This is a genomic window from Vibrio sp. B1-2 (genome assembly GCF_963888445.1).
Taxonomy (GTDB): domain Bacteria; phylum Pseudomonadota; class Gammaproteobacteria; order Enterobacterales; family Vibrionaceae; genus Vibrio; species Vibrio anguillarum.
In genome coordinates, this window is the sequence record NZ_CAWPJH010000013.1 from 1 (window position 1) to 20,067 (window position 20,067).

At 45.5% G+C, this 20,067-nt stretch carries 15 protein-coding genes; 5 read left to right on the plus strand and 10 right to left on the minus strand.

Annotated features, from left to right (window positions below; all coding sequences use genetic code 11):
• Nucleotides 1–273: 273 nt before the first annotated feature.
• The 6 genes from add to glnA form a co-directional block, all read right to left on the minus strand.
• Nucleotides 274–1,278, minus strand: coding sequence for an adenosine deaminase (add, locus tag AACQ75_RS06980; RefSeq protein ID WP_088728552.1), 1,005 nt, complete (start codon nucleotides 1,276–1,278; stop codon nucleotides 274–276).
• Between the two features lie 91 nt (nucleotides 1,279–1,369).
• Nucleotides 1,370–3,919, minus strand: a complete 2,550-nt coding sequence (locus AACQ75_RS06985) for an EAL domain-containing protein (protein WP_438947405.1) — start codon at nucleotides 3,917–3,919, stop codon at nucleotides 1,370–1,372.
• Nucleotides 3,920–4,024: 105 nt separating this feature from the next.
• Entirely contained in the window at nucleotides 4,025–5,428 is a 1,404-nt protein-coding gene (gene glnG, locus AACQ75_RS06990) for a nitrogen regulation protein NR(I) (protein ID WP_170889703.1), read from the minus strand.
• 39 nt (nucleotides 5,429–5,467) lie between these two features.
• On the minus strand, nucleotides 5,468–6,514 hold the full coding sequence (gene glnL / locus AACQ75_RS06995) for a nitrogen regulation protein NR(II) (RefSeq protein ID WP_026027507.1): 1,047 nt from the start codon (nucleotides 6,512–6,514) through the stop codon (nucleotides 5,468–5,470).
• 134 nt (nucleotides 6,515–6,648) lie between these two features.
• Nucleotides 6,649–7,230: a DUF4124 domain-containing protein gene (locus tag AACQ75_RS07000; protein ID WP_170889705.1), complete on the minus strand. Its 582-nt coding sequence runs from the start codon at nucleotides 7,228–7,230 to the stop codon at nucleotides 6,649–6,651.
• A gap of 148 nt (nucleotides 7,231–7,378) precedes the next feature.
• Nucleotides 7,379–8,788, minus strand: a complete 1,410-nt coding sequence (gene glnA / locus AACQ75_RS07005) for a glutamate--ammonia ligase (protein WP_017043509.1) — start codon at nucleotides 8,786–8,788, stop codon at nucleotides 7,379–7,381.
• 500 nt (nucleotides 8,789–9,288) lie between these two features.
• On the opposite strand from glnA, the gene typA reads away from it, so the two are divergent.
• From typA to AACQ75_RS07025, 4 genes are all read left to right on the plus strand, one after another.
• A complete protein-coding gene (gene typA / locus AACQ75_RS07010) occupies nucleotides 9,289–11,112 on the plus strand; it encodes a translational GTPase TypA (protein ID WP_010319743.1) in 1,824 nt (607 codons plus the stop codon).
• Between the two features lie 133 nt (nucleotides 11,113–11,245).
• Complete coding sequence (locus AACQ75_RS07015) at nucleotides 11,246–12,160, plus strand: virulence factor BrkB family protein (protein ID WP_013855446.1); 915 nt, start codon at nucleotides 11,246–11,248, stop codon at nucleotides 12,158–12,160.
• Nucleotides 12,132–12,566, plus strand: coding sequence for a D-aminoacyl-tRNA deacylase (gene dtd / locus AACQ75_RS07020; protein ID WP_013855445.1), 435 nt, complete (start codon nucleotides 12,132–12,134; stop codon nucleotides 12,564–12,566). The genes AACQ75_RS07015 and dtd overlap by 29 nt, the downstream gene beginning before the upstream one ends.
• A gap of 72 nt (nucleotides 12,567–12,638) precedes the next feature.
• Nucleotides 12,639–13,571 (plus strand): bifunctional GNAT family N-acetyltransferase/hotdog fold thioesterase, encoded by a 933-nt coding sequence (locus AACQ75_RS07025; RefSeq protein ID WP_170889707.1) that lies wholly within the window; start codon nucleotides 12,639–12,641, stop codon nucleotides 13,569–13,571.
• Here AACQ75_RS07025 and AACQ75_RS07030 read toward each other — a convergent pair.
• The 4 genes from AACQ75_RS07030 to hslR form a co-directional block, all read right to left on the minus strand.
• Nucleotides 13,532–15,466, minus strand: a complete 1,935-nt coding sequence (locus AACQ75_RS07030) for an AsmA family protein (RefSeq protein ID WP_170889708.1) — start codon at nucleotides 15,464–15,466, stop codon at nucleotides 13,532–13,534. The genes AACQ75_RS07025 and AACQ75_RS07030 overlap by 40 nt on opposite strands.
• A gap of 107 nt (nucleotides 15,467–15,573) precedes the next feature.
• Nucleotides 15,574–17,202: a phosphoenolpyruvate carboxykinase (ATP) gene (gene pckA, locus AACQ75_RS07035; protein WP_013855443.1), complete on the minus strand. Its 1,629-nt coding sequence runs from the start codon at nucleotides 17,200–17,202 to the stop codon at nucleotides 15,574–15,576.
• 337 nt (nucleotides 17,203–17,539) lie between these two features.
• Complete coding sequence (gene hslO, locus AACQ75_RS07040; RefSeq protein ID WP_013855441.1) at nucleotides 17,540–18,415, minus strand: Hsp33 family molecular chaperone HslO; 876 nt, start codon at nucleotides 18,413–18,415, stop codon at nucleotides 17,540–17,542.
• Nucleotides 18,416–18,446: 31 nt separating this feature from the next.
• Entirely contained in the window at nucleotides 18,447–18,833 is a 387-nt protein-coding gene (gene hslR / locus AACQ75_RS07045; protein ID WP_010319750.1) for a ribosome-associated heat shock protein Hsp15, read from the minus strand.
• Nucleotides 18,834–19,170: 337 nt separating this feature from the next.
• Between hslR and gspC the strand changes: the two genes are divergently transcribed.
• Nucleotides 19,171–20,067 (plus strand): type II secretion system protein GspC, encoded by an 897-nt coding sequence (gspC, locus tag AACQ75_RS07050; protein WP_228376488.1) that lies wholly within the window; start codon nucleotides 19,171–19,173, stop codon nucleotides 20,065–20,067.

Below are 20,067 nucleotides of genomic sequence, written 5' to 3' on the forward strand. Positions count from 1 at the left end.
AGCGGTAGTTCAGTTGGTTAGAATACCGGCCTGTCACGCCGGGGGTCGCGGGTTCGAGTCCCGTCCGCTCCGCCACTTATTAAGAAGCCCTGCTAGTAATAGCAGGGCTTTTTTCGTTTTAGCAAAAGAGCATTTTATTTTTTATCACTCTCAGGACAGTCGTGTGGTAGCTACACTTTGTTCAATCTATTCTTATTCTTTTCGGTCTCTATGTCTTAGGTATAAAAAAGCCGATGTATTAAACATCGGCTAGAGAGGTATGGTTCAGGAGATTTAGCTACGCAAAGCGGCTTTAGCTGACAGTGCTTTTTTATCTGAGTCTGAAAGAAAGGCTAATTCTAATCCGTTAATTTGCGCTTGTCTGATCTGCTCTTGAGAAAGGCCTGCTTGAAGTGCTGCAACTTCATATTCATGTGGAAGTTCAATACCTTCAACCGCTGGGTCATCAGTATTTAAACAAGCAAGTATCCCGTGCTCTAAAAACTGTTTTATAGGATGATGAGCAAGAGAGTTTACTGTGCTCGTTTGGAAGTTTGACGTTAGGCAAGACTCAATGCCAATACGGTGTTTGGCAAGATAATCCATTAGCTTAGGGTCATGGACGGCTTTTACTCCGTGTCCAATGCGTTCTGCACCTAGCTCTTTAATTGCTTGCCACATACTTTCTGACCCCGCCGCCTCTCCAGCATGTACTGTAACTCTTAGTCCTGCATCTCGTACTTGTTTAAAGTGAGAAATAAATCGCTCGCCCGGCTGCCCAAGTTCATCGCCCGCTAAGTCGACTGCAACAATGTGCTGCTTTTGAGTCAAAATAGCGTCTAGCTCCTGCTGACAAGCATCGGTGCCAAAAGTGCGGCTCATAATTCCTATTAGGTTAGCCTGAATACCGAAGTCTCGAACGCCCGCTTGTACCCCATCAACTACAGCCTCAACAACGCCAGCGGTAGGCAGTTGATGTTTCATAGCCATATAGTAAGGAGAGAACCTCAGCTCGGCATAATCAATTTGAGCATTTAAGGCATCTTCGACATTTTCGTAGGCGACTCTTCGGCAAGCATCGAGATCACCCAATACGGCAACTCCCCAATCAAGTTTTGATAAAAAGGCGACCAATGATGGTTCTGCTTCGACGATTTGTACATGAGGTGTGAGCTCTTCTATGTTGCCAGCTGGCAGCGCTACACCAAATCGTTGCCCTAGTTCTAAGATAGTTTTGGTTCGAATGTTGCCGTCAAGATGGCGATGCAAATCAGTAAGCGGTAGATTTTTAGTTATCATTATGTTTTTCCGAAAGTGTGTATGGCATCAAGTATAAAAATCAATGTGGCCAGTGTCAGCTAGCAAAGAGTATTAAATCACCCAATTCTGTTTATTTGGCTTTTATGTTTACCATATCTGTTGACCATTCGTTAAAAGGGATGGCTTTACTAAACAGAAAGCCTTGTCCCTGAGTGCAGTTAAGCATGGTTAGGAGATGGACTTGCTCTTTGGTTTCAATACCTTCTGCTACAATTTCGACATTAAACCCACGAGTCATGTTGATGATTGCCGCAACGACTGAGCTACTGAGATTTGTCTGTTCGAGCTGCGATACAAACGCCCTGTCTATTTTTAGACAATCGAATGGAAGTTGATGTAAATAAGAAAGGGAGCTGTATCCGGTACCAAAATCATCTATCGCGATATGGATGCCCAGCTCTTTGAGTTTGTTCATGTTTGCTAAAATAACTGGGTCGTTATCAACAATTCTTGATTCTGTGATCTCTAAAGCGAGATTATTGGGTTCAAGCCCCGTTCTTTCCAAAGTCGCTTTGAGTTCATGAACAAACTGAGGTTGAGATAGCTGGTTCACTGAGAGGTTGACGTGCATTTTAAACGTCGATCCCCATTTACCCATCTTGATGCCTTGCATCGTGTCAAAACACGCTTGATACAAGATTTGCTCACCAATCAGGCCAATAAAGCCGCTTTCTTCAGCGATAGGAATGAATTCCAAGGGGGGAATGATATCACCGCTTGGTGTCACCCAGCGTGCCAAGGCTTCAGCTCCGATGATATCTCCCGTTGATAAGTTTACAATTGGTTGATAATGCGGAATATATTCTTTGTTCTCGATGGCAAGCTTAATTTGAGTGAGCATTTGCGTACGTTTACGAGAAACATCGTCCATCTCTGGAGAGTAATAGCAGATCCTTGAGCGCTCTTGCTTGGCGTGGCTGAGTGCGATGCTACCATTACGTAACCATAGCGCCATAGTATGGAGTGTGTCATTAGGAAGCACGATGCCAATGGAGGCATTGACGACCACTTTTTCATTATGCATTGAGAATGGGACAGCAAACATTTGTAATATGCTGTTAGCCGCGGATTGGGCTTCATTCTTTTGTTGTAAAGAGGGGATGTAAATAGCGAATTCATCACCACCTGTACGAGCAATACATGAGGTGCTTGCAAATAGTGTGCGTAATTTTTCAGCAATAATTTGTAATAGTAAGTCACCTTGTTGATGCCCCAAGCTGTCATTAATATCTCTGAATTTATCGATGCCGATAAGCAATAGGCTGCCATTAATTTGATTTAATTGACTAAAGTTATCAATTAAACCTTCACGGCTATAGAGCTTGGTTAGGGAATCGTAGATCAATTGGGAATGCAATGCCTTAAATGAGGCTTTTAGGTTGTTGGCCATTTCATTGAATGAATAAACAAGCAAACTCGTTTCATAAATATTGCCAGCTTTCGGCATGTTACTTTCCCAATCCCCTTTTGCTAGATGCTGAGCAGCAGCCGCGGTAGCGGTAATTGGAGTGGTGATTCGATTAAAGGCAATGAGCCCTATACCAATGCCGATAAGGCTGACAATACCGCCAATAATCCAACTGTTTTGTTGGTTTTCTGGCAATCGACCAAGTAGATCGGTTTCTGAAATCGAGACGCCAATAAACCATTCGATGCCATGTTTATCTTTAAAGGGAGTGAGATGATTAAAATAGCGGGTGCCATCAACTACCGTTTCGAATTTGTTGAGTGTTGCTGACAGCATTTTGTCATGGTTATCAATATAATGTGCACTGGCTTGAATCACTGGGTTGGCATTTTCGATAGCCAGTAGTCGCTCTCCTTTTGCCGACAGTTCGGTCCCCCAAGAGACAACGGTGCTGGTATTGGAGTGAGCCACCAATCTTTTTTCTGGATCAATAATATACACGTTGGCATGAGTTTTCTGTTGCAGCGAGGCCAGAAACGCATTGAACGTATCGATTTTCACATCAGTCACCAAAACACCGATGAATTTGTTCATAGAGAAAACGGGTGCTAAAGCAGAGAGCGTGATCTCTTGGCGTTCATCAACATTAGTGTAGATTGGCGACCAACTTGGGCTTAAACTTTGTGCAACTGGAGTATACCAGGGGCGAGTTCTTGGATCATAATCGGCAATGGTGGAGCGAATATCTTGATTGATGGTTTTTCCTGAGTAGATCACCAAGTTTTGCTGAGTTCGATTATCTTTCACCATCAAGGTAAAACTATCACCAATCTCTTTGCGAAAGCCCACGTACTCCGCCTGTTCGCCACCAAATCCGATCACATCAATTTGTTCTAGCGGTCGATAAAGCGTTTCAAAACTGGCAAGCAGATATCCTTCTATTTTACTGACATCGTCCGCAGAATAGAACTGACTAAAGCCGATCGTGTGGCTTAAAGCGAGGCTGGCTTGAAAAGGTTCATCGAGAAAACTGATCAGCCGCTGCTCTACATTGGCATTTAATGATGAAAGCTGCTTGCTGCTAATGTCATCAACCATCTCTTCATAACTGTATTTTTGTACACCCACAATCACTCCAATCGTTATGAGGAAAATCATAACAAATGGTAGAACAACGGCTGTTTTCAACGTTATTTGATTCGTAAATGACATGTCGTGTCTTCTGCATCCATACAAATTATCGGTAAAACACGCAAGGTGGTGGGTGATTGCATTGTGCCAGAAAGTGAATCACTGCACCTGATCATTAAAAAATTATCAGTAAAGTTCTTTTAACTTCCTTGTCAACGTATTGCGCCCCCACCCAAGCACCTTAGCTGCGTCTTGTTTGTGACCATTGGTGTGATGAAGTGCTGCTTCCAAAAGTATACGTTCAAATTCAGGAAGTGCATAAGAAAGCAGCTCTGTTTCTCCTGAAGCCAATGAAGATTTAGCCCAACTTGCGAGTTGTTGTTGCCAACTTATAGCACTATCAAAGTCACTATTTTTCTTTTCCGACAATAATTCGGGAGGAAGATCACTGGGTAGCACCTCGCTGCCACTGGCCATTACAGTTAACCAGCGACACATATTTTCAAGTTGTCGTACGTTTCCCGGCCATTCAAGACGATTCAAAATTTCAATGCTCTTAGGATGCAGCGTTTTCATTTCTACGCCTAATTCTTTTGCTGCAGAGGCGAGAAAGTGCTTGGTCAGTTTTTCTATATCTTGGCTTCGCTCACGCAGTGCTGGGATATGAATACGAATGACATTGAGACGGTGAAAAAGGTCGTCACGAAACTTTCCTTGATGAACGAGCTTTTCTAAGTTTTGGTGAGTAGCGGCGACAATGCGGACATCCACTTTGATTGCTGAATGCCCTCCTACGCGGTAAAACTGACCATCGGCTAAAACACGCAGTAGCCGAGTTTGAATGTCGAGCGGCATATCGCCAATTTCATCTAAGAATAGAGTGCCACCATTGGCCTGCTCAAAACGCCCTTGGCGGACATTGTTTGCACCAGTGAATGCTCCTTTCTCATGACCAAACAGTTCTGACTCGATGAGATCTTTTGGAATTGCGGCCATATTGAGGGCAATAAACGGTTTTTGGGCGCGTGGGCTATGGCGATGAAGCGCGTGAGCGACTAACTCCTTCCCGGTTCCTGATTCACCATTGATCAAGACTGAAATTGAGGAACGTGATAAACGGCCAATCGCCCGAAATACCTCTTGCATTGAAGGGGCTTCTCCAATGATTTCCGGTGTACTATCAACGCCAATCTGTTGATTGGATTGTTCTTTGCGCTGCTCCTGACTATGCGCAATGGCACGTTCAACCAAGGTGAGGGTTTCATCGACATCAAAAGGTTTAGGCAGGTACTCAAAGGCACCTTTTTGATAGGCATTCACCGCGGCATCAAGATCTGAGTGGGCAGTCATGATGATGACGGGCAACTCAGGAGAACGTGAATGAACTTGGTTTAGTAGCTCAATACCATTCATGCCCGGCATGCGAATATCGGAAACGAGCACATCGGGCGTTTCTCTTTCTAGCGCCAGTAACACACTTTCGGCATCGGAAAACGTTTCGCATTTTATGTTGGCTGATGAGAGCGTTTTTTCCATCACCCAGCGGATCGAACTATCATCGTCCACCACCCAAACGTATCCTTTACTCATAATGTTTATTCCTTAGCAGCAAACCCAATCAGACATCGGTCAAATGGGTAAATAAATAGTAAATGTGGTTCGACCTGGCCAGCTTTCAACATCGATTTTTCCATTGTGCTGATCGATCAGGTTTTGTGAGATAGAAAGACCCAGCCCCGTTCCACCTTCACGGCCGCTGACCATGGGATAAAACAGTGTGTCTTGTAATTCGGTAGGAATGCCTGGGCCGTTATCGCTGATTTCTATGCGTGCCACTAACTTATGGCGCTGTCCGTGAATATTGGCTTGGTGCACTGTTCTGGTGCGAAGTGTGATTTTACCATGCGGATCATGAGATAAAATCTGTGCCGCATTGCTGACGATATTCAGTAATGCCTGCTCGATTTGATCGGTATCCATCAAAATATCGGGCAAGCTGGGGTCATAATCTCGTTCAATCACCAAGTGTGTGCTGGCTTCTAGCTCAACCAATTGGCGGACTTTTTCCAAAATTACATGGAGATTTTCAGAGCACTTCTTGCCTGGTTTTTGTGGGCCGAGCAAACGGTCAACAAGAGCGCGCAGTCGATCGGCTTGTTCAATAATAATTTGGGTGTACTCAGTGAGACTGTGGTCCGGCAACATCTTTTCTAGCAGTTGCGCCGCGCCGCGTAGCCCACCTAATGGGTTTTTAATTTCATGTGCCAGCCCGCGAACTAAGAGTTTTGCCGCTTGCTGTTGGGCGTGCTGATTGAGCTCTTGTGTTAACCGTCGTTGTTGGCCAATTTTGCGCATTTCGACCAAAAGCATCAGCTCGCGTTGCCAAGATATAGGGCTCACGGTCACTTCCAGCATCAGTGGCTTACCATCGACCACAAACGTAACATCGCTATCAGTAATACTTTGGCCACTTTGCAACGGCTGAGAAAGCAGCGCTAAATCAAGAGAAGCGTGCTGGATGAGTTTTGACAGTGGTTGGTTGATAATTCGCTTAGCACTTTGGGAGAAGAGTTGTTCAGCCGCTGGATTGGCATAACGAATACAAAGAGACTCATCGAGCATCAAGGTGGCGGTAACGATATTATTTAAAATCGTTTGGCTTAGCTCACAATTCACGTTTTCATCCTTGTCCGTGTTCCCAAATGATGCAATGCACAATTTTGGTGCATTGCATGGCTAAGTATGGCGCATCGGTGTCAGAAGAAAAAGTGAAACCTGTTGTTATATCGAGCTTATTGGCGAAGAGTTCATCACTTGATGCTGGCTCGATGTAAATGCACCGTCACAGGGTTAGACGATGCAATAATCTTGCCGTTTACAACTACTTGAATTAAAAAGCGATGCGTTCCTCTGTCTAGATTTTTCAGCGTCCAAGTAGGTTGAGTGGCGGGGGCGCCATAGGCCTTGTCATTCATGACCAATTGCAACTGTTCATTGACGGTTAAGTTGCGATTGAGTTCGGCGTTGATTGAAATAACGCCCGCATTGCTGCGTAAGGTTTCATCGTCAGCCGGAGAGCGAATTGCAATGGTCAGCGGTTCCATTTTGTTGATATTGGTTGCGGATTTTTCCAGTGGCAGATTTTTGGTGAGGTTAGTGACGGGGTGAGAGGTTTCAAAGGTTGGCTCAGGCGCATCGGCCTGAAAATCAGGAATCGAAATTTGCTTTGCTCCCTTATCTTGTGGGACATCGCTAAGATGCAACACGCCATTCGCATCCACCCACGTATAGACGTTTTGTGCAATTGAAGTCGCGGAATAAAGCATGATGAGTGTTAGGAGTAAAGTTCGGATCAGATTCACAGTCATCCCCCTATATAGAGATGTTTTCACGTTAAGGGTATCGGCTTTTGAGTGCCGTTATTGTTGTAACGCTAATGTTACGACGTCCGGAATTAACCCCAAATATGAAAAAGGCTCACCTGCGAGGCGAGCCTAATAAATCCATAACCTAAGTTACATTTTGTACTAAAGCTAAGAATTATACCGAGTAGTACAATTCAAATTCTAGTGGGTGAACGGCCATGTTGACGCGTTCTACATCTTTTGCTTTTAGCGTGATGTATGAGTTGATGAAATCATCAGAGAATACGCCGCCAGCGGTCAGGAATTCACGATCTTCATCCAGTGCTTTTAGTGCCACTTCAAGTGACTCGGCTACTTTTGGAATCTCAGCGGCTTCTTCTGCTGGTAGGTCGTACAAATCTTTATCCATCGCTTCTCCTGGATGGATCTTGTTCTTGATACCATCAAGACCAGCCATTAGAAGAGCGGCAAACGCTAGGTATGGGTTCGCTGCTGGATCTGGGAAACGAGCTTCGATACGACGTGCTTTCGGGCTTGGTACTACTGGAATACGGATAGACGCAGAACGGTTACGAGCCGAGTAAGCTAGCATTACCGGTGCTTCAAACCCAGGGACAAGGCGCTTGTACGAGTTTGTTGATGGGTTAGCAAATGCGTTGATGGCACGCGCGTGCTTGATGATACCGCCAATGTAGTAAAGCGCTAAGTCAGATAGACCGCCGTACTTGTCACCAGCAAATAGGTTTACACCATCTTTTGCAAGAGATTGGTGAACGTGCATACCTGAACCGTTGTCGCCAACAAGAGGCTTAGGCATGAAGGTTGCTGTTTTACCAAAGGCGTGCGCAACGTTGTGCACCACGTATTTGTAGATTTGGATCTCATCGGCTTTCGTAGTTAGCGTATTAAAGCGAGTGGCGATTTCGTTTTGACCTGCGGTCGCTACTTCGTGGTGGTGAGCTTCAACGACGAGGCCCATCTCTTCCATGATCAAACACATGGCTGAACGGATGTCTTGTGATGAGTCAACCGGTGCAACAGGGAAATAACCACCTTTCACACCAGGGCGGTGACCTTTGTTACCACCTTCAATTTCAGCGCCAGTGTTCCAAGCCGCTTCGATATCATCAATTTTGAATGAGGCACCAGACATATTGTTGGTGTATTTCACGTCATCAAAAAGGAAGAACTCTGGCTCTGGACCGACAAGAACGGTGTCTGCGATACCTGTTGAACGCATGTAATCTTCTGCGCGTTTTGCGATAGAACGTGGGTCACGATCGTAGCCTTGCATGGTTGCAGGCTCTAGAATGTCACAACGAATGTTAAGTGTTGCGTCTTCTGTGAACGGGTCAAGAACTGCACTTGATGCATCAGGCATCATCACCATGTCAGACTCATTGATTCCTTTCCAGCCAGCAACGGATGAACCATCGAACATCTTACCTTCTTCGAAGAAGTCTGCGTCGACTTGATGAGCAGGAATAGAGATATGTTGCTCTTTGCCTTTCGTGTCGGTAAAGCGCAGGTCAACAAACTTAACTTCGTTTTCTTGGATCAGCGATAGAACGTTTTCTACTGACATCTTGGATAACCTCCAGTGTTATTAAAGCGGTAATGGCCCGAATCGAATTGAAACTAGCATTGATTAATTTCATTCTAAACTTATTAATCGATGCTGTTTCTAACAAAGCTAAATTCGTGCCAATTAAATTAATCCTTTAATTTCAAGTGCTTTGGTTGTTCTTTGTCGAATTTAAATGCTTCTCTGCACCAAAAAGATCCTTATTTGCACTATTTTGGTGCCTTGAGTTTTATGTTGCACCATTAACTACCAAAGCGCACACTATTCAGCCTAGGTTTACTAGGCTTGTCAATGCTGATTTAGTCCATTTTGATGCAATTTGTTTTAAAGCAAGTAGCGGACTAAGCTTGTGGTGAGCGAAAATCAGCGCGATAGATCACATATTTCTAGGTTTTTCGCCAAAATCTGGTACATTATTGACCGTTTTTTTAATCAAGTTCTATGCTCGTTGCGGCCTCATGCCGAAGCGAGTTACTCCCTTAATAAGTGAAGCAAAATCCATGGCTACTCCACAGATTGATAAATTAAGAAATATCGCGATCATCGCACACGTTGACCACGGTAAAACAACGTTGGTTGATAAACTGCTGCAACAGTCAGGTACGTTAGAGTCTCGCGGTAATACGGAAGAGCGGGTCATGGACTCGAACGATATCGAGAAAGAGCGCGGTATCACTATCCTTGCAAAAAATACAGCCATTAACTGGAATGATTTCCGTATCAACATCGTAGATACTCCAGGACACGCCGACTTCGGTGGTGAAGTTGAACGTATCATGTCAATGGTTGACTCTGTTTTGCTGATTGTTGATGCGGTTGATGGCCCAATGCCACAAACTCGCTTCGTAACACAAAAAGCCTTTGCTCACGGTTTGAAACCAATCGTTGTTATTAACAAAATTGACCGTCCTGGTGCTCGCCCTGATTGGGTTATGGATCAAGTGTTCGACCTATTCGACAACCTTGGTGCAACGGATGAGCAGCTCGACTTTAAAGTGGTTTATGCCTCTGCACTGAACGGTTGGGCGACACTTAACGAAGGTGAAGTTGGCGAAAACATGGAACCTTTGTTCCAAGCGATCGTTGACAATGTAGAGTCACCACAAGTTGACCTTGATGGCCCACTACAAATGCAAGTTTCTCAACTTGATTACAGCTCTTACGTTGGTGTTATCGGTGTTTGTCGTGTGACTCGTGGTAGCGTAAAAGCGAACCAACAAGTAACAGTTGTCGGCGCTGATGGTAAGAAACGTAACGGTAAAGTTGGTACAGTTCTGGGTTATCTTGGCCTTGAGCGTAACGAAGTTGAACAAGCTAACGCTGGTGACATCATTGCGGTAACAGGTTTAGGTGAGCTGAAAATTTCAGACACCATTTGTGATCAAAACTGTGTTGAAGCCATGGTGCCGCTATCCGTTGATGAACCGACAGTGACCATGACTTTCCAAGTCAATACCTCACCGTTTGCAGGTAAAGAAGGTAAATACGTGACTTCACGTAATATCCTTGAGCGTCTGCAAAAAGAGCTTGTTCATAACGTAGCATTGCGTGTTGAAGAAACCGACAACCCAGATCGCTTCCGCGTTTCAGGTCGTGGTGAACTTCACCTATCAATCCTGATTGAGAACATGCGTCGTGAAGGCTTTGAGCTTGCGGTTTCTCGTCCTGAAGTTATTTTGAAGGAAGAAGACGGCCAGAAAATGGAACCGTTCGAAACCGTAACGATCGATGTGATGGAAGAGAGCCAAGGCGGCGTGATGGAGAAAATCGGCCTACGTAAAGGTGAGCTGACGAACATGACTCCAGACGGCAAAGGCCGTGTGCGTCTTGATTTCATGATGCCTTCTCGCGGTTTGATTGGTTTCCAAACAGAATTCATGACCTTAACCTCAGGTTCAGGTTTGCTTTACCATACGTTTGATCATTACGGCCTACACAAAGGCGGTAACATTGGTCAACGTAACAACGGCGTGTTGATATCTAACGCGACAGGTAAAGCGTTGACTTACGCTCTATTCAACCTACAAGAGCGCGGTCGCCTATTTACTGAGCACGCAGATGAAGTGTACGAAGGCCAAGTGATCGGTATCCACAACCGTTCTAACGACCTAACAGTGAACTGCTTGAAAGGCAAGCAGCTGACAAACGTTCGTGCTTCTGGTACTGATGAAGCGCAAGTATTGTCACCTGCAATTAAGTTTACACTTGAGCAAGCACTTGAGTTTATTGACGACGATGAACTAGTGGAAGTGACCCCGCAGAGCATTCGTATCCGTAAACGTCATTTGACTGAAAATGATCGTAAACGTGCAAGCCGTGGCTAATACCGTCATGGTATAAGTTAACGAGTTAATCTAAGGGCGAGGAGTGTACTTCTCGCCCTTTGCTTATCTGCAATATAGTCAGTTTTAGGTATAGAATGGTGATTGATGATAAAAATAAGCAGAGAGAAGGCATTTGAAAATTAAAAAGCTTGGCAAACAATGTTTACTGTTTACGCGTTATTTACTCAGCCGGATGGATCATGACCGCGTCAATGTTAATGCGGGCTATTTGGCTTATATCACGTTGTTGTCGATCGTACCTATGCTTACCGTGCTGTTATCAATTCTCTCCTCATTTTCTATTTTTTCCAATGTCGGTATGGTTATTCAAGATTTTGTGATCACCCATTTTGTGCCTGCCGCAGGCGATGTAGTGCGAGAGGCGTTGCTCGAATTTATCGCGAATACAGGTAAGATGACGGCCGTGGGCGGGGTATTTTTATTCGTTGCAGCTTTAATGCTGATTTCTAATATTGACAAGAATTTAAACTACATTTGGCGAGTTAAAGATAAACGGCGCATGGTGCTCTCTTTTTCAATGTATTGGATGGTTCTTACGCTCGGGCCAATTTTAGTCGGCGCGAGTATTGCGGCAACCTCGTATATTACCTCACTCAAGATTATTGACAGCGAAGCACTCTCTGGTGCTTATAATTTGTTGCTGCGCTGGCTACCTTTTATTTTGTCATTCTCTGCTTTTGTCGGTTTGTACCTGCTGGTGCCGAATAAAAAAGTGCATCTTTCACACGCCTTGGTCGGGGCAATGGTGGCGGCTATTTTATTTGAGTTCAGTAAAAAAGGGTTTGCTGCTTATATTACTCAGTTTCCCTCCTATCAACTGATTTACGGCGCACTGGCGGCGATCCCTATTCTGTTTGTGTGGGTCTACTTATGCTGGATGATTGTGCTCGTTGGGGCGGAGGTGACGGCGACTTTGGGTGAAAAAGAGCACTGGAGCAATGAGCAAGAAATGCTAAACTCATTGCCTATCTCCGAGCAAATGATAAAGGGAAATCAGAGTGATAGCGTTGATCCAGAGAGTGAGTGAAGCGGCGGTACGTGTTGATGGGGAAGTGGTTGGCGAAATCAATCAAGGCTTACTGGTGCTACTTGGGGTCGAAAGAGATGACGATGAGGCAAAGGCCAAACGTCTAGTCGAACGCGTGACTCAGTACCGCGTGTTTGAAGATGAAGAGGGAAAAATGAACTTGAACGTGCAACAAGTGAACGGTCAGGTTTTAGTGGTGTCTCAATTTACATTGCCAGCCGATACCAAAAAAGGGACGCGTGCCGGATTTTCAAAAGGTGCACACCCTGCTGATGCTGAGCGTCTGTATGATTACTTTTCGGATTTGTGTGAGCACATTTTGCCAACTCAGCGTGGCCGCTTTGCACAAGATATGAAAGTCTCGCTGATTAATGATGGCCCAGTGACATTCTGGCTTCAGGTTTAATAAAGAAATGGATAGAGCCTCCTTCGTTGGGATCATGCGGAGTATGAGAGGCTGTGATTTAGGGATAACCAAATGTTTAAACTGATTACGCCAAGTACCGACAACCAACTGAATAAATACTACCATTTTCGCTGGCAAATGCTGCGTGAGCCATGGCATCTACCGATCGGCTCGGAGCGCGATGAGTATGATGGCATGAGCCACCACAGGATGATTGTCGATGGTCGTAACCGACCGATTGCTATTGGTCGCTTGTACATTACGCCAGATTGCGAAGGGCAAATTCGCTATATGGCGGTTAAAAGTAGCCGTCGCAATAAAGGTATGGGCTCTTTGGTGCTGGTGGCGCTAGAGTCGCTGGCTCGTCAAGAAGGTGCAAAGCGCCTAGTCTGTAGCGCCCGTGAAGATGCGATTGCATTTTATGAAAAGAACGGCTTTGAACGCCGGGGCTCGCTCAATGATGAACGCGGTCCAGTTCGACATCAACAAATGGTCAAACCGCTCGATCCCATGGCCAATGTGATTCGCAAACCTGAATGGTGTACTGAACTGCAAGAACGCTGGGCCACGCACATTCCTATCAGCGAAAAAATGGGCATTAAGGTGACTCAATATACGGGCTACCAATTTGAGTGCAGCGCTCAGCTCAATCCGAATTTGAACCCACACAACACCTTATTTGCAGGCTCGGCATTTACCCTTGCCACCTTGACCGGATGGGGAATGGCATGGTTGCTGATGCGTGAGCGAAGCCTGAATGGCGATATTGTTTTGGTTGATAGCCGCATCCGCTATCGTCAACCTGTGGTGCATAACCCTTTAGCCTTCACTTCATTAGATGGCATCAGTGGCGATTTAGATCGTTTAGCCAGTGGACGTAAAGCGCGTATCGTCGTCAATGTAACTATCACCAGTGGCGGTAAACCCGCCGTTGAATTTACGGGAACCTATATGTTGATCCCCAATTACAAGGCATTGTTAGCTGCCGCATCATCGGCTGAGTAAGTGTCGGTTTCTGGATCACACGAATAGATGGTGTGCTGTGTGTTGTGGAGCAGTTCGAAGTGCATCTCACGGCACATCTGTTGGAGGTTAAGGTTAAGTTGTCCTTTCTCCAACTTGACCACATCCACGTGACCATCAAGGTTTGCCTTGAGCGTCTTTCCAACCAGCGGCGTTGTATTAATCATCATCCGCCCTCTGTCTGAGTGAATGACTAAACCTTCGAGCGTAAACGGCTCATGGCTGAGGTTTTGCTCAGGATCGCTTAGCGTTAATATGCCTTGTCGAATATTGAGCGTTGCTTCACCTGTGAGGGAGTGGGCGAAGGTGGCGTAGTCTCCGGCGAGGCCGTTGACCTGCGCTTCCCATTCACTGATACCCTCTATGGTAAAGGGAAGCTGGGTGACTTTATTGAGCACCGCTAGCGGTAGCCCATCGGCATGAATGTTGGCTTGCCAAGGCTGACTTAACGTTTGGAAATTCCAACGCGCAGTGGCATCGATATAGCCGTTTTCTAACGGCATGAATAAACGATCTAGGTACCATTGGCCTTGCTCGCTGCGCATCTCAACGACGCTTTGCGTGCTCAATAGTGAATCGTAGCTGGCGCTGTTTGCGCTGATATTGAGCGTGCCTTGCCACAATCCCAAGCGTTTCTCTTTTACGAGAGTTAACTGCTTCCCTTTGGCATGGACACCAGACAATTGCCAATAAGGTGGCGCAAACAATTGAATGAGTTGGCTATTGGCGATGGTGAGTTGCTCGATGGTGAGGTTATCAACCCACGGCCAATGCTGGCTCAGCGACGTAAAATCATCTTTGCTTTCGCTCACCCATTTTACACCGCGAATAGTGAGCTGTTGCAGCGATGCTGAGGTTGGGGTGATAACACCCGCCCATTGAATATCACCTTGCTTAAATTCACTACTAAAATCCTCAATAATCAGTTTACCCGGCTCGGTGCGCAGGCTAAAGGTCGGCTCCACCCACTGCTGACCTAGCCAAGTTGCATCGTCGGCTCGCAGCGATAATTTACCTTGTTGCTGCTGCCAAATATTGCTGTGTGGATAAATGTTCTCCAGCGAAATATCGACGTTACGCAAGCTGATATCCGCAAGCTCGATCTGACTATTTAAAATATCTAAGCTATTGATATGGTCTATTTTGTCAAAGAGCTGAAACCAACCCGATTGGCGCAAGGAATGACTCATATCTCGGCTAAGATTGAGTTTTTCCAGTGTCACATTGATCAGCGACCAACCTTGAGGATACTGCTCGGCTTGACCTGAAATAACCGCGCTGCGCCATGATAACGAGAGCCCATAGACGGTGCTGTTGGCGGGTTTGTAATCCATATCGAGCAGTAGGTTATTCAGCGCTTCTCCTTGCCAATAAAATTGTTCAACTGAGAGTTGTATCTCGCCGAAAGGCAGAGCTGTTGGAGCATCCGGCCAATGTGGATTTTTAATCTGTAGGTTAACACCGCGCGCTAGCCAACCTTGTTGGACGATGTCGGCGTGATTGAGCGCGATTTGGCTCACCGAAATGGGCCATGATCGCAAATCGGTAGGAAGGCCATTTTGTAGACTGATACCACTAAGTAGCACGCTATCAACGGCGATTTTTTGGTCGCGAATGAGCTGTGGGCTGAGCCAAATATCGGCTTGCTCTATCGGGATGTACTGCTTATTTTGCCGCAGTGTTAATTGGTTGAACTGAAAATGCAAAGGATACTGGTATTGAAGAGATTGAAACGTCACGTTTCCTTTCAAAAGTCGTTCAACGAGAGTTTGAGCAACGGGAGTAGCATAAGAGGTATGTAGCAGTGCAAACATACCCAGCATGAAAGTGAGAAATAGCGCGATGATCGCAATCAGCAATGCCAAAGCCTTGTTCATGGTGTCCTTACTCGTAAATCGTTACCTGCGACAGAGTGAAACAAATTACCTCACGCAGCAACAAAAAAAGCCCCTTATCAAAGGGGCTTGCTACTGACTTATCAGTTTTAGTCGAGTTGTGGGCCTGCGGCCACTAATGCTTTACCTTCTGCGTTATCAGTATACTTGGCAAAGTTATTGATAAAGCGCGAGGCGAGATCTTCGGCTTTGCTTGTCCATTGTAGAGGATCCACGTAAGTATCGCGTGGGTCGAGAATGGTTGGGTTTACACCAGGTAGTGAGGTTGGCACTTCAAGATTGAAGATTGGAATATGCTTGGTTGCTGCCTTCTCAATCGAACCATCTAAGATAGCGTCAATGATGGCGCGGGTATCTTGAATCGAGATGCGTTTACCGCTGCCGTTCCAACCAGTGTTGACTAGATAAGCTTCAGCACCAGCTGCTTCCATACGTTTTACCAGCACTTCGGCATATTGTGTTGGGTGGAGCGTTAAAAACGCTGCGCCAAAACAGGCTGAGAAGGTTGGTGTTGGTTCGGTGATGCCACGTTCAGTACCCGCTAGTTTTGCCGTAAAGCCAGACAAGAAGTGATACTTGGTTTGTTCTGGAGTCAATTTAGAGACTGGTGGAAGCACACCAAATGCATCCGCGGATAGGAAGATCACTTTATTGGCGTGACCACCTTTCGATACAGGCTTAACGATGTTTTCGATGTGGTAGATAGGATAAGAAACACGAGTATTCTCGGTTTTAGAACCATCATCAAAGTCAATCGAACCATCGCTACGTACTGTGACGTTTTCCAGTAGCGCATCACGGCGGATCGCGTTGTAGATGTCAGGCTCGGCTTCTTTGGAGAGCTTGATGGTTTTCGCGTAGCAACCGCCTTCAAAGTTAAACACACCATCATCATCCCAGCCGTGCTCGTCATCGCCGATTAACGCGCGTTTTGGATCGGTAGAGAGTGTGGTTTTTCCTGTGCCAGATAGGCCAAAGAAAATCGCCACATCGCCATCTTTAGCCATGTTGGCTGAGCAGTGCATTGAAGCAATACCTTGCAGTGGAAGGAAGTAGTTCATCATTGCGAACATCCCTTTCTTCATTTCACCGCCGTACCAAGTACCGCCGATCAACTGCATTTTTTCCGTTAAGTTAAACACAGTGAAGTTTTCTGAGTTCAGGCCTTGCTCTTGCCATTTGTCATTGGTGCATTTGGCACCATTCATGACCACAAAATCAGGTTCGAAGTTAGCTAGCTCTTCTTCTGTTGGGCGAATGAACATGTTTTTGACGAAGTGGGCTTGCCACGCCACTTCAGTAATGAAGCGCACGCAAAGGCGCGTATCTGCGTTGGCACCACAGTAACCGTCAAGAACGAATAGACGTTTAGCGGATAGTTGACGACCCACTAGTGCTTTTAGATCATTCCATACTTCTTGGTTAATCGGTTTGTTATCGTTCTTCGCTTGTTCAGATGTCCACCATAGGGTATCGCGTGTGGTGTCATCTTTGACAATGAATTTATCTTTTGGTGAGCGGCCTGTAAAAATGCCAGTATCAACGGCAACAGCGCCAAGTTCAGTGACGACGCCTTTTTCGTAGCCTTCAAGGTCTGGGCGAGTTTCCTCGGCAAATAACAGTTCATAGCTTGGGTTGCGAACCACTTCGACTACGTTGGTTATTCCGTATTTGGTCAGGTCTAGTTGTGCAGCCTTTGTATGTTCCATAACGGTCATAGGTGCTCCTTGTAAGAGATTTTGTAGGGATTTTGTAATAATGTTTGTAATTGTTATCTGCTCACCATGCTAGCAACGGGTGGGGGATAAAACAGGGACACAGTTCAAAAATTGCCCATGACACTCCTGTGGTTTTAGGTGTCCCGTCACATATTGGCGCAACTATTTTATCGCGTACGCAAACCTTTGCGCTAGATCAATAAGATTAATACTTTTAAAAAAATAAGTACGCCATTCTGTTTGTTTAAGGCTTGATTTTACTGGGTTTTGATCACAAAAAAAGCCAGCGTAAAGCTGGCTCTGATACGTTTTCTTCGTGCTTGTTAATTCATGCAAATTAATGAATTGTGTCGCTTCCTGAGGAGGCTTGTGCGTAGAGTGTTGCGATCTCAGCCTCTTCAAATGAGTAGTTGGTGCCACAGTAGTCACAATGTAAAGAAACGGATCCTTCAGACGATAAAATGTCGTAAATTTCCTCTTTGCCTATTGTGATGATGGCCGCCCCACTGCGTTCACGTGAACAACCACAATGGAATTCCACGGGTTGTGGGGTGAACAACTGAACTTTCTCTTGGTTATACAGGCGATACAACAGATCAGTGGCTTCTAAGGTGAACAGCTCTTCGTTTTTTACGGTGTTAGTTAACTGCTCTAAGTGCTCAAAATCATCGGGCGTACCCGTTCCATCTGGAATAGTTTGCAGTAACATGCCAGCGGCACAGGCTTTTCCATCTTGCGTACCAATGCGTATCCAAAGGCGTGTTTTCAACTGTTCAGAGCGGATGAAGTAACCTTCCAGCACTTCCACTAAGTTATCACCCTCTAAACCGACCACACCTTGGTAGCGCTCGCCTTTCTTGGGTTCGATAGTGATAACTAAATGACCTTTACCCATCAAAGTGTGTAGGTCGGCATCATCGGCAATATCGCCTTTCCAGCGTGCGACACCACGCACTTTCTGTTCATTATCACCATTGATAACGACTAAGGAAACTGGGCCATTGCCTTGCAATTGCATGGTAATTGAGCCTTCAAACTTCAGCGTTGCGGTTAGCAAGGTCGTTGCGACGAGCAGTTCGCCCAAAAGTTTTTGTACTGGGGCTGGATATTCCTGGCTCGAAAGGATGTGTTGATACGCGTCGTCTAATTGTACCAACTCGCCACGTACGGATAGATCTTCAAATAAGTAGCGATTTAAAATGTTATTTGCCATTTAGCTATTTCCTCGGAACATGGTCCAGCTTTTATTGATGTTTAAATTTAATGATGTCACGACGCTCTTTTTTGTCTGGTCTGCGTTCGGGGCTTGGGTTGTGTGCGTTGAGCTTACGTTGCTCGGCATGATGGGCACGTTTGGCGATGCTTGCTGCGGTTTCCGAATACAGGGTTTGTGCTTCTGGCGCGCTGCGCCTTTGCCCTAACAGATTGATCACAGTGACGATTTTCTCTTCTTGGCCTTGGCGTAAGGTAATCGTTGCCCCAAGCTCGACAATTTTGCTTGGCTTGGTGCGTTGGCCATTATAATGGACTTTACCACCATCGACCATACTGCGTGCGATCGACCGCGTTTTATAAAATCGTGCTGCCCATAGCCATTTATCCAATCTTATTTGCTCTGTCGCAAAACTCATACTACAAATGTGCCTCAAAGGGAGTTAGTCTTGTACGTTTTATGGCCTTTACAATGGTGTTTTGGTTCCAGATTTTCAAGCTACCCGACAAAATAATGTCAGTAAAAATGACGAGAATGTCTCCTATGATATATTAATGTGTTTTTGTAGCGCGATCTTCGCGGTCTTATGTATCTGTTCCATTTAAATGGAAGCATAGTTTAAATGAAATGGAAGTATAGTTTGAGGCCAATCCGCCGGTTTTCGTCTGGCTAACGGCTCATGAATGTGAAATATCATGGTTGAAGTAAGAAAATATCAGTAAGGACATCTTTTGAGGCGAATCGATTTTAGCAGTATGACCTCATCTCGCTTATGGCAAGCAGGTTTGCTACAAAAAATACCGCAATGGCAGAAACAAATCAGCCAATTTCTTACCTTAGTATTGCTGGTCACGTCGGCTTGGATTCTAGGAAAAATGGTGTGGCTGATTCAGCAAAACGCGGTTGATATAACGCCTTGGTCTCCAAGAGCAATCGCATCAACGCCGAATGCGGCGCGTTCGCTTGATCTCTCTTCTTTACAACAAGGAAGTTTATTTGGTCGCTATAGCGAGCAGAAGGTCGAAGCCGCACAGCCTGTGGTCAAAGATGCACCTAAAACCAGCCTTAGCTTATTATTGGTTGGGGTGGTGGCTAGCAATGAACCGAGTAAGAGTCTAGCGGTAATCGCAAATCGTGGCAGTCAATCGACCTATGGTGTTAACGAAGTCATTGAAGGAACCCGTGTCAAATTGAAAGCGGTGTTCAATGATCGCGTTATTATTGATAACTCAGGGCGCGATGAAACTTTGATGTTGGATGGAATTGACTATCATAAACCGAGTGTAGCAACGCCTGAGCGCGTTGTTGCGTCGAATGTGCGTGGTAATAACCCAGCGTCTGCAGAAGAAAAGTTGGATGACATTCGCGCCGCTATTGCCAGCAATCCGCAAGAAATCTTTAAATATGTACGCCTGTCGCAAGTGAAACGTGATGACAAAGTGCTTGGATACAGAGTGAGCCCTGGGCAATCTCCTGAGTTGTTTGAGTCGGTAGGGCTACAAGATGGCGATGTCGCAATCGCGTTAAACGGTCAGGATTTAACGGACCCGGACGCCATGAATAAGATTTTTCAGTCAGTCTCTGAGTTAACCGAAATGAACTTAACAGTCGAAAGAGACGGGCAATCCCATGACATTTATATCCAATTTTAG

Bases quoted from the DNA above. Each gene is read 5' to 3' on its own strand.
- add (WP_088728552.1), bottom strand. From the start codon at position 1,278: ATGATAACTAAAAATCTACCGCTTACTGATTTGCATCGCCATCTTGAC.
- AACQ75_RS06985 (WP_438947405.1), bottom strand. From the start codon at position 3,919: ATGTCATTTACGAATCAAATAACGTTGAAAACAGCCGTTGTTCTACCA.
- glnG (WP_170889703.1), bottom strand. From the start codon at position 5,428: ATGAGTAAAGGATACGTTTGGGTGGTGGACGATGATAGTTCGATCCGC.
- glnA (WP_017043509.1), bottom strand. From the start codon at position 8,788: ATGTCAGTAGAAAACGTTCTATCGCTGATCCAAGAAAACGAAGTTAAG.
- typA (WP_010319743.1), top strand. From the start codon at position 9,289: ATGGCTACTCCACAGATTGATAAATTAAGAAATATCGCGATCATCGCA.
- AACQ75_RS07025 (WP_170889707.1), top strand. From the start codon at position 12,639: ATGTTTAAACTGATTACGCCAAGTACCGACAACCAACTGAATAAATAC.
- AACQ75_RS07030 (WP_170889708.1), bottom strand. From the start codon at position 15,466: ATGAACAAGGCTTTGGCATTGCTGATTGCGATCATCGCGCTATTTCTC.
- pckA (WP_013855443.1), bottom strand. From the start codon at position 17,202: ATGACCGTTATGGAACATACAAAGGCTGCACAACTAGACCTGACCAAA.
- hslO (WP_013855441.1), bottom strand. From the start codon at position 18,415: ATGGCAAATAACATTTTAAATCGCTACTTATTTGAAGATCTATCCGTA.
- hslR (WP_010319750.1), bottom strand. From the start codon at position 18,833: ATGAGTTTTGCGACAGAGCAAATAAGATTGGATAAATGGCTATGGGCA.
- gspC (WP_228376488.1), top strand. From the start codon at position 19,171: ATGACCTCATCTCGCTTATGGCAAGCAGGTTTGCTACAAAAAATACCG.